Origin of the sequence: Stutzerimonas balearica DSM 6083, from assembly GCF_000818015.1 — a bacterium.
Taxonomy (GTDB): Bacteria; Pseudomonadota; Gammaproteobacteria; order Pseudomonadales; family Pseudomonadaceae; genus Stutzerimonas; species Stutzerimonas balearica.
The window spans coordinates 2,461,621-2,475,008 of record NZ_CP007511.1 but is presented as its reverse complement, the minus strand read 5'-3'; the positions used below and the strand labels follow the sequence as shown (position 1 = coordinate 2,475,008).

The 13,388-nt window shown below is 68.8% G+C and carries 10 protein-coding genes and 1 pseudogene; all 11 read right to left on the bottom strand.

All coding sequences use genetic code 11. The features are described 5' to 3' along the window. Positions 1 to 22: 22 nt before the first annotated feature. A pseudogene (locus CL52_RS11175) lies at positions 23 to 1,243 on the bottom strand (NAD(P)/FAD-dependent oxidoreductase); the annotation flags it as partial. Positions 1,244 to 1,513: 270 nt separating this feature from the next. After that, a complete protein-coding gene (locus CL52_RS11170; RefSeq protein WP_043220641.1) occupies positions 1,514 to 3,184 on the bottom strand; it encodes a bifunctional protein-serine/threonine kinase/phosphatase in 1,671 nt (556 codons plus the stop codon). 67 nt (positions 3,185 to 3,251) lie between these two features. Beyond that, positions 3,252 to 4,463: a nitrate/nitrite transporter gene (locus tag CL52_RS11165; protein ID WP_043220638.1), complete on the bottom strand. Its 1,212-nt coding sequence runs from the start codon at positions 4,461 to 4,463 to the stop codon at positions 3,252 to 3,254. A 210-nt stretch (positions 4,464 to 4,673) separates the two neighbouring features. Beyond that, a complete protein-coding gene (locus CL52_RS11160; RefSeq protein ID WP_041104994.1) occupies positions 4,674 to 5,252 on the bottom strand; it encodes an ANTAR domain-containing response regulator in 579 nt (192 codons plus the stop codon). Between the two features lie 10 nt (positions 5,253 to 5,262). Then, positions 5,263 to 6,480 (bottom strand): CmpA/NrtA family ABC transporter substrate-binding protein, encoded by a 1,218-nt coding sequence (locus CL52_RS11155; protein WP_043223146.1) that lies wholly within the window; start codon positions 6,478 to 6,480, stop codon positions 5,263 to 5,265. An 80-nt stretch (positions 6,481 to 6,560) separates the two neighbouring features. Beyond that, positions 6,561 to 8,192 (bottom strand): BatD family protein, encoded by a 1,632-nt coding sequence (locus CL52_RS11150; protein ID WP_041104995.1) that lies wholly within the window; start codon positions 8,190 to 8,192, stop codon positions 6,561 to 6,563. Next, positions 8,189 to 9,886, bottom strand: a complete 1,698-nt coding sequence (locus tag CL52_RS11145) for a VWA domain-containing protein (RefSeq protein WP_043220635.1) — start codon at positions 9,884 to 9,886, stop codon at positions 8,189 to 8,191. The genes CL52_RS11150 and CL52_RS11145 overlap by 4 nt, the downstream gene beginning before the upstream one ends. Further along, the gene (locus CL52_RS11140) at positions 9,883 to 10,902 is read right to left on the bottom strand and encodes a vWA domain-containing protein (protein WP_043220633.1); all 1,020 of its coding nucleotides are present in this window, start codon (positions 10,900 to 10,902) and stop codon (positions 9,883 to 9,885) included. The genes CL52_RS11145 and CL52_RS11140 overlap by 4 nt, the downstream gene beginning before the upstream one ends. Next, complete coding sequence (locus tag CL52_RS11135) at positions 10,895 to 11,389, bottom strand: DUF4381 domain-containing protein (protein WP_041105000.1); 495 nt, start codon at positions 11,387 to 11,389, stop codon at positions 10,895 to 10,897. The genes CL52_RS11140 and CL52_RS11135 overlap by 8 nt, the downstream gene beginning before the upstream one ends. Then, positions 11,386 to 12,339 carry a DUF58 domain-containing protein gene (locus tag CL52_RS11130; RefSeq protein WP_043220631.1) on the bottom strand — a complete coding sequence of 318 codons (954 nt, stop codon included), beginning with the start codon at positions 12,337 to 12,339 and terminating at the stop codon, positions 11,386 to 11,388. The genes CL52_RS11135 and CL52_RS11130 overlap by 4 nt, the downstream gene beginning before the upstream one ends. A 1-nt stretch (position 12,340) precedes the next feature. Further along, positions 12,341 to 13,300 (bottom strand): AAA family ATPase, encoded by a 960-nt coding sequence (locus CL52_RS11125; RefSeq protein WP_041105004.1) that lies wholly within the window; start codon positions 13,298 to 13,300, stop codon positions 12,341 to 12,343. Positions 13,301 to 13,388: the final 88 nt, after the last annotated feature.

The following is a 13,388-nucleotide window of genomic DNA, read 5'->3' as shown; positions in this document are numbered from 1 at the left end:
CGCCAGGGCAGTTGGAAGGCACGCCGAGGGCCGCGACCGCCTGCTCGCCGAATGCGAGCACGTCGCGCAACTGGCCGAGGCGGCGGCCCTCGCGCAGCTGGTCCAGGTACCAGGCGCAGTCGGTGGTGTCGCCATACAGGCAGGCGCCGACCAGCACGTCATCCTTGAGCACGAGCTTCTTGTAGATGCCCTCGAACGGGTCGCTCAGGCTGATCGTCTCGGTACCCTCCGCCCCCATGAAGTCGCCTGCGGAGAACAGTTCGATGCCGGTGACCTTGAGCCGGGTGGCCGTCACCGAGCCTGCGTAGCGAACATGGCCGAGGCGTGCCAGGTGGTTGGCGCAGACGCGCGCCTGCTCGTAGAGCGGCGCCACCAGGCCATAGGCCACCCCGCGATGGCTGGCGCACTCGCCGACGGCATAGATGCGCGGATCGAAGGTCTGCAGCGTGTCATCGACCAGAACTCCGCGCGAGCAGGGCAGGCCGGCGCTTTCGGCGAGCGCGCTGTTCGGCCGGATGCCCGCGGCCATCACCACCAGATCGGCCGGCAGCTGCTCGCCATCGCCCAGGCGTACCGCGGTGACCTGGCCGTTGCCATCGTCCAGCAGCGCCTCGGTCTGCGCAGCGAGACGAAAGCGCAGGCCGCGGGCCTCGAGCGACTGCCGGAGCAGCTCACCGGCGGTGCGGTCGAGCTGGCGTTCCAGCAGCCAATCGCCCAGATGCACCACGGTCACCTGCATGCCGCGCTGCGCCAGGCCATTGGCCGCCTCCAAGCCCAGCAGGCCGCCGCCGATGACGACCGCGTGGCGGCCGGTGCGCGCGGCGTCGAGCATCGCCTGGGTGTCGGCGATGTCGCGGTAACCGATGACCCCGGCCAGCGTGTTGCCCGGGATCGGCAGGATGAAGGGGCTCGAGCCGGTGGCGATCAGCAGCCGGTCGTAAGCGGCTTCGCTGCCATCGTCGGCGATGACGCGGCGGCGTGCGCGGTCGATCCGGATGACACGCCGGCCCAGGCGCAGGTCGATGCCGTGATGGCGATACCAGTCCAGGTCATTGAGCACGATGTCGTTGAAGCCCTGTTCGCCGGCCAGTACCGGCGAGAGCAGGATGCGGTTGTAGTTCGGGTGCGGCTCGGCACCGAATACGGTGATGTCGTACAGCTGCGGTGCCAGGGCGAGCAGCTCTTCGAGGGTGCGCACCCCGGCCATGCCGTTGCCGATCACCACGAGTCTGGGTCTGTTCATGCCGTTCTCCGTAAGCCCGTGCCTGCGAAGGCGAAAAACAAAAAGGCGTCCCACCGGTTTCCCGGTAGGACGCCTTTGTCCGTCCCCGTCGAAGGGGGCGCCATGCTTCACCGTTGAAGCGCGGCGCGATGTCTGTCTGCTCTGACCAAGCAGAACCTGTGCCAGTTGGCCAAAGCGCCGCAAATCAGGCCTTTGCGCCGACCGCTGCGCATTTTTTACGCCTGGCGCGCACTCTTTTGAGGCCCGTTGAGCCGAGCTGGTGCGTGGCCTTCAGACGCGCCCGGCAAGAAGGATCAGCAGTGCCAGGTTACCCAGCAGCGATAGCAGGGCCAGCGTGCGCCAGACCTTCAACGGCTCCCGCTCGAGCAACGGCCGTGGCCGGTTGCTCAGCGCCTTGCGCTCCCCCTGCTCGAGTTCCAGCAGCCCTTGCTCGGCGGTTTCGAAGCGTGCGCCCGGGTCGCTTGCGACCGACCTGGCGAGCCATTCGTCGAGCCAGCCGGGCAGGTCGGGGCGGTAGCGGCTGGCCGGTACGGGTTGGCCGAAGCGCGGGCGCTGGAATGGCTCGACCTCGCCATAGGGGTAATGGCCGGTCAGCAGGCGGTACAGGGTCACGCCCGTGGCATAGAGATCGCGCGCGGTGGTCGGAGCTGCGCCGGCAAAGGCTTCCGGGGGCAGGTAGCTCGGGGTGCCGGGCAGAGCGTTGGGCGGATCGGTCGACAATCCGGGGCTGTAGGCCAGGCCGAAATCGAGCAGGCGCAGCTCGCCGTCGTCGCCCAGGTGCAGATTCTCCGGCTTGATGTCGCGATGCAGGATGTTGCGCCGGTGCAGCAGCCCGACGGCGCTGATCAGACGCGGCGCCAGAGCCAGCCAGTCGGCCAGCGGCAAGGGGCCTTCGAGTAGCCGCTGTTCCAGCGTGGCACCCGCATATTCGCGCTGCACGTAGTACAGGTGCTGGCGTTGGGGCAGGCTGTGCAGCTCCGGCACGCTGCGCCCGGCCACGCGGCGCAGAAACCATTCCTCCTGCAGCAGGGCCGGGCCGGCTTCCGCTTCGTCGTGGCGGCTGGGTGGCAGCGTCTTGAGCAGCCACGGCTGCCCGGCCGCGTCCCGAACCCGGTACAGCAGCGACTGGCGCGACTCGGCGAGCAGCCGCTCGACCCGCCAACCCTCGAACAACTGCCCCGGTTTCAGTAAAGGCGGTAACGGCCACTGTACGAGGCGCGCCAGGGCGTCGGCGAGTGCCGCCTCGGGCAGCGAATCGATGCGCACCAGCAAGGCGCTGGCGTTGTCCTGGCTACCCTGGCTGTGCGCCAGGTTGACCAGTGCCGCAGCGGCGCGCGACAGATCCGGCTGGTCACGCAACAGGTGCGCGATGTCGGTCTCGGCCAGGCTGGCCCAGACGCCATCGCTGAGCAGTGCGAAGCAGTCGCCGGCGGCGAGGTCGCCGTCCCGGTAGTCGACCACCAGATGCTGATCTAGCCCCAGCGCGCGTTTGAGCACGTGCTGCATGTCTGGTTGTTCCCAGACATGGTCTTCGCTGAGTCGCTCCAGCCGTTGGCCATCCCAGCGATAGGCCCGGCAGTCGCCGACGTGCGCGAGGGTGAAGCGCCGGCCGCGCAGGACCAGCGCCGTGAGTGTGGTGAGCAGTGGCCCGCCGTTGCCGTTGGCTTGCAGCCAGCGGTTCTGCGCGACCAGGATGCGATCGAGCGAATGCGCCACCGCCCAGGTATCGGGCGTGGCGTAGTAATCCTGAGCCAGTGCCTGCAACGTCGCATGGGCCGCCAATCCACCATCAAGGCACTGGCTGACGCCGTCGGCCAGGGCAAACAGACACCCCTTGGCGACCGCCTGGGGCGGTGCCGGAGTGACGATGCGCATGGCGTCCTGGTTTTCGTGGCGTGGTCCGGTGGCGGTGGCTTCGCCAATGCTCAGCTGCAGGGGCATGGAAAGGTTCCGTCAGGTCGGGAAGGATCGAGGGTGCGCAGTGCGCACCCTCGGCTCGCGCAGGCGGCTAGACCCGCGCCGCGGTGACTGCCGCCGAGCCCCAGGTGGTGCGCCAGCGACGCTTGACGCCATGCAGGCCGAACCAGGCCAGCACGCCGAGGGCCGCGAACAGCCAGAGGCCGAGCTGGTAATCGCCGGTGGACTGCTTGACCGCGCCGAGCCCGGCGGTAAGCAGGAAGCCGCCGATGCCGCCGGCCATGCCGACCAGGCCGGTCATCACCCCGATCTCCTTGAAAAAGCGCTGCGGCACGAGCTGGAACACCGCGCCGTTACCGGCGCCGAGGCTGAGCATGGCGACCACGAACAGCACCAGCGCAGCGGTCGCGCTGGGCAGGTTGAAGCCGACCGCCGCGATGCAGATGGCCGCCACGGTGTACATCACCAGCAGGGCACGAATGCCGCCGATGCGATCGGCCAGCGCGCCGCCCAGCGGGCGTAGCAGGCTGCCGGCGAACACGCAGGCGGCCGTGTAGTAGCCGGCCTTGACCGGGTCGAACCCGTACTGATCGTGGAAGTAACCGGGCAGGGTGCTGGCCAGGCCGAGAAAGCCGCCGAAGGTCACGCTGTAGAAAAACATGAACCACCAGCTGTCGCGGTCGCCGAGCGCTTTCAGGTAATCCGCCACGGACTTGGGGGCCGGCCGGTTCGGTGCGTTTCTTGCCGCCAGGGCGAAGATCGCGAAGGTCAGCGTCAGCGGAATCAGCGCCAGGCCGAAAACGTTGTTCCAGCCGAAGGCCGAGGCCAGCACCGGTGCGAACAGCGCTGCCAGCACCGTGCCGGAGTTACCGGCGCCAGCAATGCCCATGGCCTTGCCCTGGTGTTCCGCCGGGTACCACTGCGAGGCCAGCGGCAGTGCCACGGCGAAGGATGCCCCCGCCATGCCGAGGAACAGACCGAGCAGCAGCGCCTGGCCGTAGCTGTGCACGCCGGCGTACCAGGCGACGAATAGCGCGGCGATCACCACGGCCTGGCCGAACAGCCCGGCGGTCTTTGGCGACGTGCGGTCGGCCAGCATCCCCAGCACCAGGCGCAGGACCGCCCCGGAGAGGATTGGCGTGGCGACCATCATCGCCCGCTCCTGGGTGGTCAGGCCCAGATCCGCGGCGATCTGCACGCCCAGCGGACCGAGGACGTACCAGACCATGAAGCTCAGGTCGAAATAGAGAAAGGCGCAAAACAGGGTCGGCGTATGGCCGGCTTTCCAGAAGCTCGTGTTCATCGTTCAGTTCCAGATTGGGGCAGTGCAGCCAGTCGCTGCCTCTGCGGGTGGCACATCGATCAACGCGGCCCCGGCATCGGGGCAAACGAAAAAAAGGCGCCGCAACACGCCTGCCGGAGCAGGGTGGTACGACGCCTTTGTCTTGATCGGTAGCCGCCGTTGGCCGCCGATGGCTTGGTTAGAGCAGAAAGCGTGCCAGCTCGCGATGGCCTACTGCCCGAGCAGCTCGTGCATGGCGATGATCTGCTCGGCGACCTGGATCAGCTTCTGCTGACGGCTCATCGCCTGACGACGCATCAGGGTGTAGGCCTCTTCCTCGTTGCAGTGGCGCATCTTCATCAGCAGGCCCTTGGCCTGCTCGATGCGCTTGCGATCGGCCAGCTGCTGGTCGCGCGCCTGCAGCTGTGCGCGGATCGCCTGATCGCTTTCGAAGCGGGCCATCGCCACCTCGAGGATCGGCTTGAGCCGCTGCGCCTGGATGCCCTCGACGATATAGGCGCTGACCCCGGCGCGGATCGCCTGGCGCATCACATCGGGGCGGTCGTCCTCGGTGAACAGCACGATCGGGCGCGGGCGATCACGGCTGACCATCACCACCTGCTCCATGACGTCGCGGCTGGGCGAATCGGTATCGATCAGCACCACATCGGGGCGGATGGCCTCGACGCGCTCGGGCAGGTCGATGATCGAACCGTGGTCGTCGATGACGTCGAAGCCGGCGTCGATCAGGGCGCAGCGCAGCCGGCCGACCTTCTTCGGGGTGTCGTCGATCAGGAGGATGCGCAACATGCAGGTCTCCTCAGGACAGATTGGCGATCGGCAGATCGCTCAGGGCATGCAGCGCGAAGCCGCGTGCATAACCGGCCGGATCGCTGCCGTCCCAGTGGCTGCCGTCCATCAGGCGGCTAGTGCGCATCAGCGATTCGGGCACGGCAATGCCCAGCGCGCTGGCGGCGTCCCGGTAGAGCGCGGTCTGCTGGACGCTGCGCGCCACGGCGAGGTAGTCCGGGTCCTGGCGCAGCAGGCCCCAGCGGCGCAGCTGGGTCATGAACCAGAGGCCATCGGAGTGGTACGGCATGTTCACCTCGCCCTCGCCAAAGAAGCGCAGGGCGTGCGCATCCTGCCAGGTGTGGCCGAGGCCGTCGGCGTACTGGCCGAGGAATCGGGGTGCGATCGCCTCGAGCGGGGCGCCGACGTATTCCGCTGCGGCGAGCAGCTGAGCGGTGCTGCGGCGGTTCTCGTCGCTCTGGTCGATGAAGCGGCTCGCGGCCAGGACCGCCATGATCAGCGCGCGCGCGGTGTTCGGGTACTGCTCGACGAAGGCACGGGTACAGCCAAGCACCTTTTCCGGATGATCCGGCCAGATCGACTGGCTGGTGGCCAGGGTGAAACCCGAGCCTTCGGCAACCGCTTGCGCACCCCAGGGCTCGCCGGCGCAGAAGCCATCGATATGCCCGCTGCGCAGATGGCCGACCATTTGCGCTGGCGGCACGACCAGCGTGCGCACATCCTCCAGCGGATGGATGCCGTGGGCCGCCAGCCAGTAATACAGCCACAACGCGTGGGTGCCGGTCGGAAAGGTCTGCGCGAAGGTCAGACGTGCACCGCTTTGGCGCACGCAGTGGCGCAATGCCTCGGCGTCGGTCACGCCGGCTTCCATCAGCGAGGACGACAGGTTGATGCTCTGGCCGTTCTGCGACAGCCCCATCAGCACCGCCATATCGACCGGCGCGCTGCCGCCGATGCCGAGGTGAACGCCGTAGATCAGGCCGTAGAGGCCCTGGGCGGCATCGAGCTCGCCATCGATGAGGCGATCGCGCAGCGCCGACCAGGAGTGCTGGCGGTGCAGGTTGAGGGTAAGTCCGTAGGGCTGGGCGAAGCCCTGGGTGGCGGCGACGATGAGCGAGGCTGCATCGGTGAGCGCCATGAACCCGAGGTTGAGGCTGTTCTTTTCGGGGGCGTCGCTGCCGTTGACCCAGGCGAGGGCGTCCGGGCGGGCAGAGGGAATATCGGTCATGAAAGCGGCCTTGTCGTTTGCTGCGCGCGGCAGGCGGGTCCTGCCGGTGCGTAGCAAGCGATATGCCAGGGTGCCCGGACTCAGCGCGGATAGAGCGGCGGCAGCGCGCCCGAGTCCTGTTCGGCAGTGGGGGTTTCCAGCGGTGGCAGCGAGCGGATCGCCTGCCACAGCGCTTCACCCTGCCAGCGCTGCCCGGTCTCGCTGTAGAGCGCACCATTGAGGCCGTCCAGTGCCTCGGACAGCGGCACGAAGCGAGCGGCCATCTCGGCGAGGGTTTCCGGCTGCTGCCGCGCCCAGGCGTCCAGCGCCTGGCGGGTGGCCTGGGTATCGTTGGCCTGGCAGGCCCGCCGGAGATCGTCGAGCAGGCTGCGCGGGGTCGGCCCGCTGGCAGCGCTGCGCTGCACCACCGGCGGCTGTCGACGAGCCCGCCACCAGAGCCCGAAACCCAGCAGGGTGGTCAGGCCGAGCAGGGCGGTGCTCAGCTGCCAGGGCCAGAGCGGCTTGGCAGCGGCGCGGCGGGGCTCGGCCGGGCCGCTCAGCGGCGCCTCTTCGAGCTGCGGGTTTTCCGCGATGCTGAGCTGGCGTGCGGCCAGGTTGGTGCGCTCGAGCCGATCCTGCTCGACGTTCCACCAGACGACCTCCAGCGCCGGCAGCTCGACCTCTCCGGCACGAGTCGGCACCAGCGCTTCGCGATCCTCGCGGCTGCCGACCACGCCGTTCGGGCCGGTCTCGTCAGCCAGCCCCGGCTGATCGGGGTAGCGCCGCAGCCCGTCGCCAGGCGCGCTGCCGAGCGGGGGCAACTGCGCACTGGTAAGCCCTTCGGCCTTGATCAGCAGGCTGCGGGTCAGCGAGTCGCCAACCTGTGCCTTGCCCGGGTCGCCGCTCCAGGCCTCGACCAGCGTCAGCGACGTGGCCGGCAGCCAGGGGGCGTCGGTCGGGTAGTCCCGCGGCTTGGGCTTGACCTCGACCGGGATGGTCGGTGACTTGACCTGGGTCGAGCGCCCCGGGCGCGGGCCGAGGATCGAATAGTCGTTGCCGCTGGCCACCGTCGTGGCGCTGAACAGCTGGCTGGGAATCTGCAGCCGCCCGCTCTTCTGCGGAAACAGCGCGTAGCGCACCTCGATCACGCCGTGGCGGACGCCATTGATGTCCTTTTCGTAGGTGCGTGGCTCGCCCAGCCGCTTGACCAGCGCATCGGGCATCTGCAGCGGTGAGAGCGTGCTGTCGTCGTACAGCGACACGGAGTGATAGATACGCAGCGTCAGGATGATCTGTGCCTGAACGTAGACGCTCTCGCGGTCAACGCTGGCGTCGATGAACACCGGTGCCAGCAGGGCGCTGTCGTGATTGCCGCGCGCCTCCTGCACGAACACGGTGATGGGGTCGCTGTGCCAGTCGCCCAGCTGCAGCGACGGAATGATCAGGTAGCCGGTACGGCGCGGGCGCAGCGTGGTTAGCCAGCGAGTGACCGCCTGCGCTTCGCCGCCGACGTTGGACAGGCTGTTGAGCTGACGCGTGTCGTAGACCTCGAACAGCTCGTTCAGCGGCTGCAGATCGGGCCGCCCGAATACCGCGGCGTCGCGCGCTTCGAGCGTCAGTTCCAAGGTTTCGTCGAGGCTCAGGCGAGTGCGATCGACGCTGGCGGCGAGCCCTGCGGCTTGGGCACTCAGCGCGGCGCAGGCGAGAACCAGGGCAAACAATAGGCGGATCATTGGGACGCTTCCTGACGCTTGCGCTGTTCGTAGAGAAATTTGCGGCGCAGCAGCTCGCCCGGATCGTCCGGGATCTGTCGGAGCCACTGCTCGGCGGCCTGGTACTGCTCGCTGATCGGGCGCGGCGCATCGCTGCTGGCCGACGCGGCGCTATCGGTTTCGGCGGGCGTCTGGGCGATCTGTTCGGTGTCCGAAGTGCTGGCCTGGTCGGCCGGGCGCTGCGCGGTTTGCGTGTTGCCCTGCTCCGGCGATGCAGCCGAAGGCTGGCCACCGTCCTCAGCCTGCCGGCCTTGCTCGCCCGGCTCCGGCGCTTCGGCGGCCTGGGCCGCTTCGTCGCGCTGGCGCAGCAGTTCTTCGACCAGGGCCTTGTTCTGCAGCGCGGGCTCGAGCCCGGGCTGCATGTCCAGCGCCTGTTCGTAGGCTTCCCGCGCCGCCTCGAGGTCGCCGGAGCGCGCCAGGGCGTTGCCTCGGTTGTAGTGATCGGCCGCGCTGTCGCCTTCGGCGAAGTGGCTGATGGCCGCCGCGTAGTCACCGGCCAGGTAACGGGCGATGCCTTGCCAGCGGCGGTCGGCGAAGCGCTCGGCTGCCTCGCCCGGGCGTCCCTCGTCGAGCAGGCGCTGGCCTTGCTGATCGGGGCGCAGCCAGAGATCGCGCAGCTCGAAGGCGTCGGCCGGAGCGGGTTGCACGAGCAGCAGGGCGAGACCGAACAGCCAGCCGCGACGGGCTGCACAGGCGGCAACCAGCAGCAGCGGTAACAGCAGCCAGTAGCCCTGGTCGAGCCAGGCATCGAGGCGCAGACGTTCGGGCTGCCGGACGATGGCGCCCGTGCGGTCGAGCAGGCCGAGGCTATCGAGGTCGGCCGTGTCGAGGCGCGCCTGCTGGTAACGACTGCCCAGTTGCGTGGCGAAGCGGCGCAGGCCGTTGTCGTCCAGGCGCGGAATCAGGATGGCGCCATCGGCATCCTTGACGAAGCCGCCTTCGGCGCGCGCGATCGGGGCGCCTTCGGGCGTGCCGACACCCAGAATCAGCAGCCGCTCGCCGTCGTCGCCCAACTGCTGGCCAATCGCCTGTTGCTGTTCGGCGGGGATACCGGTGCCGATCAACAGCAGTCGGCCGCGCCCTTGCGCGCCCTGCTCGAGCAGGGCCAGCCCCTGTTCGACTGCCAGATCCACCCGCTGGCCGCTCTCGGGCATCAGCGAGGGCTTGATCGCCTGCAGTAGATTGGCGGTGGTCGCCAGGTCGTCGGATAGCGGCACCAACGTGTGGGCACTGCCGGCGTAGACGACCACCGCAGTGTGCGCATCGGCGCGCGCGAGGAGCAGGTCGAGCAGCTTGCGGCGCGCCTGTTCCAGCCGGGTCGGCGGGACATCGCCGGCGAGCATGGCCGGCGTCATTTCCAGCAGGACCACCAGCGGGTCGGCGCGTTTGAGGCTCGGTTGCTCCAGCCGCTGCCAGCTCGGCCCAAGCAGCACGAGCATGCCGAGCGCCCAGCCCAGTGCCAGCAGGGCCCAGGGCAGACGGCTGGTGCGTTGGCGGCCCTGGGTCAGCAGGACCGCTTGAAACGCGGCAGGAATCAGGCGTTGCCAGCGGCCGACCTGGCGCTGCCGATGCCACAGTCGCCAGAGCAGCCAGGCGAGTACGGGCACGGCGAGCAGCCACCAGGGGCGCAACAGATATGGCATGAGCGCGTTCATTCGCCGGGCTCCCGGCGCGCCAGCCAGCGTGCCAGCGGCGCCTGCCAGAGCTGCGCCATGGCCAGCAGCACGCTGATGGCGAGCGCCGCAGCCAGTGGCCAGGCATGCAGCGGCTCGGCTAGGCGAGCGCGGGTGGGCGCCTGGGCGGCGGGTTCGAGTTGGTCCAGGGTTTCACCGATGGCCTGCAGCTCTTCCCGACTGCGGGCACGGAAGTAGGCACCGCCGGTGGCCTCGGCGATGGCACGCAGCGTCGGCTCGTCGAGCTCCAGCCCCGGGTTGAAACCGAAGCGGCTCAGTACACCGGTTTCCTCCGGTGCGGCACCGATACCGATGGTGTGTATCTTCACGCCCTGTTCGGCGGCCAATCGAGCGGCAACCAACGGGTCGACCTCGCCGCCGTTGTTGGCGCCGTCGGTGACCAGCACCAGCACGCGGCTCTTGGCCGGCCGTTCGCGCAGACGCTTGACCGCCAGGCCGATGGCGTCGCCGAGTGCGGTGTTGCTGCCGGCAATGCCGACGATCGCTTCGTCGAGCCAGGTGCGCACCGTTCGCCGGTCAAAGGTCAGCGGCGCCTGCAAGTAGGCCTTGCTGCCGAACAGGATCAGGCCGACCCGATCGCCCTCGCGGGCTTCGATGAAGTCGCCGAGCAGGCGCTTGACCAGCTCCAGGCGGGTGATGTCCTCGTCCTCCCAGCGCATGTCGGGGTAGTCCATCGAACCGGACACATCGACGGCCAACAGCAAGTCGCGACCGCTGGTGGGTAACGGCAGGGGTTCGCCGAGCCATTGCGGCCTAGCCGCAGCGAACAGCAGCAGCAACCAGACGGTGAGATAGGGTAACTGCTGGCGCCAGCCGGGCAGGGCGATGCGCGCCCGGCGGCCGGATAGCGACTCGAGCTCGGGCAGAAAGCTGATCTTCAGCGCGGCCTCGCCGTTGTCGGCCGCCGGTAGCAGCCAGCGCAGCAGCCAGGGCAAGGGCAGTAGGGCAAAGGCCCAGGGCCAGGCGAGATCAAACATGCTTGCGAATCCAGATGTCGACGGCCTGCTCGAGGCCATCGATGGCTTTATCGTCGAGCCGGCACTGCGGGCGGTAGGCGCCTTCGACCAGCACCATCCAGCGGGTCAGGCCGGCGGCCGGGCAGCGGCTGTCGAGAAAGGCGAGCCAGGCACGGCCGCTCAGCGTGTGCGGATGGTCGTCTGGATAGCGCGCCCGGCACAGGCGCTTGAGCAGGCCGTTGAGCTGTTGCAGCCATTCGTTGGCGGGTTGCTGACCGTAGGGTTTGCTCAGTCGGGCCAATTCGTCCAGAGCCGCCTGACGGCTCGGCTCGAGCGGTGCCGGGGCGGCCGTCTGCGGGCGCGGTCGATGCAACCGGCTGCGCAGACGCCATAGGCCGAGCAGCGCAGCCACCAGCAGCAAGGCGAGCAACCACCAGCCAGGTGCAGGCGGCCACCAGCTCACGGCCGGTGGCAGGATCGGCGGGGCCAGCTGCTCCAGCGGGTTCATGCCAGGGCGCTCGGGCGAAGGCTCAGATGACTGCGCAGCTGTTCGACCAGGTCGCTCTGCGTGTCCAGCGGCATCAGCGGAACGCGCAAGCGGTCGGCCAGGCGCTGCCAACGCGCCTGGCGCGCCTCGCCCTGGCGGTGATAGGCCTGGCGCAACGGGGCGTCCAGCGTATCGAGCTCCAGGCGTGCCGCGCCCTGGGCGAAGCGCAACAGGCCGGCGGCCGGCAGGGCGTGGTCGAGGGGGTCGAACAGTGGCAGTAAAAGAAGGTCGACGTGGCGCGCCAGCAGGCTCAGCTGCTGTTCGGCGGCGTCGCCCAGGGTGCGCTCGTCGCAGAGGACTACCGCCAGGCTGCCGGGGCGCAGCACCTCGCGGGCGCGGCGCAGGGCAAGCGAGAAGGCTTCCGGCTGTTCGGGCGTGTCGCAGTCGAGCGCCCGGTTCGCGCGCACCAGGCGGTCGAGCAACTGCAGCAGGCTCTGCTTGTTGCGTCGCGGCTTGATTTCGTGATGCTCGCTGGCGCCGAAGACCAGGCCGCCGACACGGTCGTTGTGGTGCAGCGCGGCCCAACCGACCAGGCTGGCGGCCTGCGCGGCGAGCACCGACTTGAACACCCGGCCGCTGCCGAAGAACAGGCGGCGGCTCTGCTCCACGACAAGAAAGATTGGTCGCTCGCGCTCCTCGTGGAAGAGCTTGGTGTGCGGCTCCTGGGTGCGGGCCGTGACGCGCCAGTCGATGGTGCGCACATCGTCACCGGCCTGGTAGATGCGCACCTGGTCGAAGTCGACCCCGCGGCCGCGAAGCTTGGAGTGGTGCAGGCCGATCAGCGGGCTGCGGCGATGCGGCGTGGAGAACAAGGGGACTTCGCGCACGCGGTGGCGCCACTCGATGAGTTCGGCAAGGTCGACGCGCAGGCCACTGCCGGCCGGCGATGCTGCTGCGGCCGGGGTGTGCATGTCAGGCAACCGCCACCACGTCGAGGATGCGCTGCAGTACGCGGTCCTGGTCGATGCCGGCGGCTTCGGCCTCGAAGGACAGGATCAGGCGATGGCGCAGGGTATCGAAGAGCATCGCCTGGATGTCCTCGGGGCTGACGAAGTCGCGGCCCGCCAGCCAGGCGTGCGCACGGGCGCAGCGGTCCAGCGCGATGGAGCCGCGCGGGCTGGCGCCGTAGGCGATCCACTCGGCGAGCTCGGCATCGTACTTGGCCGGGGTGCGCGTCGCCATGATCAGCTGGACCAGGTATTCCTCCACCGCATCGGCCATGTACAGGCCGAGGATCTCCTTGCGTGCGGCGAAGATCACCTGCTGGCTGATCCGCTGTTCGGGTGCGGCCTCGCCGTGAATGGCTTCGCCGCGCGCCTGCTGAAGGATGCGCCGCTCGACCGAGGCGTCCGGAAAGCCGATCTTCACGTGCAGGAGGAAGCGGTCGAGCTGCGCTTCGGGCAGCGGATAGGTGCCTTCCTGTTCGATCGGGTTCTGCGTGGCCATCACCAGGAACAGCGGCGGCAGGTCATAGGTGCTGCGGCCGACGCTGACCTGGCGTTCGGCCATCGCCTCGAGCAGCGCCGACTGAACCTTCGCCGGGGCGCGGTTGATTTCGTCAGCCAGGACCAGGTTGTGGAAGATCGGCCCCTGCTGGAAAACGAAGCTGCCGGTTTCCGGGCGATAGATTTCGGTGCCGGTGATGTCGGCAGGCAGCAGGTCGGGGGTGAACTGGATGCGGTGGAACTCGGCTTCCAGACCTTCGGCCAGCTCCTTGATCGCACGCGTCTTGGCCAGGCCGGGCGCGCCCTCGACGAGCATGTGACCATCGGCGAGCAGGGCGATCAGCAGGCGTTCGATCAGGCGGTCCTGACCAAGAATCTGGCTGGAAAGAAACTGTCGCAGAGCGACGATCGCTTCACGGTGATCCATCGTTTCGATACTTCCGCAAACGGCGCCGGCACGGCTGCGCTCGATCGCGCTCGTGCATTGCAGGCGGCGGTCGTGACGCAGGAGTCGG

What these genes read in the sequence shown, in the direction of transcription:
- CL52_RS11170 (WP_043220641.1), bottom strand. Translation starts at nt 3,184, where the DNA reads ATGCCCCTGCAGCTGAGCATTGGCGAAGCCACCGCCACCGGACCACGC.
- CL52_RS11165 (WP_043220638.1), bottom strand. Translation starts at nt 4,463, where the DNA reads ATGAACACGAGCTTCTGGAAAGCCGGCCATACGCCGACCCTGTTTTGC.
- CL52_RS11160 (WP_041104994.1), bottom strand. Translation starts at nt 5,252, where the DNA reads ATGTTGCGCATCCTCCTGATCGACGACACCCCGAAGAAGGTCGGCCGG.
- CL52_RS11155 (WP_043223146.1), bottom strand. Translation starts at nt 6,480, where the DNA reads ATGACCGATATTCCCTCTGCCCGCCCGGACGCCCTCGCCTGGGTCAAC.
- CL52_RS11150 (WP_041104995.1), bottom strand. Translation starts at nt 8,192, where the DNA reads ATGATCCGCCTATTGTTTGCCCTGGTTCTCGCCTGCGCCGCGCTGAGT.
- CL52_RS11145 (WP_043220635.1), bottom strand. Translation starts at nt 9,886, where the DNA reads ATGAACGCGCTCATGCCATATCTGTTGCGCCCCTGGTGGCTGCTCGCC.
- CL52_RS11140 (WP_043220633.1), bottom strand. Translation starts at nt 10,902, where the DNA reads ATGTTTGATCTCGCCTGGCCCTGGGCCTTTGCCCTACTGCCCTTGCCC.
- CL52_RS11135 (WP_041105000.1), bottom strand. Translation starts at nt 11,389, where the DNA reads ATGAACCCGCTGGAGCAGCTGGCCCCGCCGATCCTGCCACCGGCCGTG.
- CL52_RS11130 (WP_043220631.1), bottom strand. Translation starts at nt 12,339, where the DNA reads ATGCACACCCCGGCCGCAGCAGCATCGCCGGCCGGCAGTGGCCTGCGC.
- CL52_RS11125 (WP_041105004.1), bottom strand. Translation starts at nt 13,300, where the DNA reads ATGGATCACCGTGAAGCGATCGTCGCTCTGCGACAGTTTCTTTCCAGC.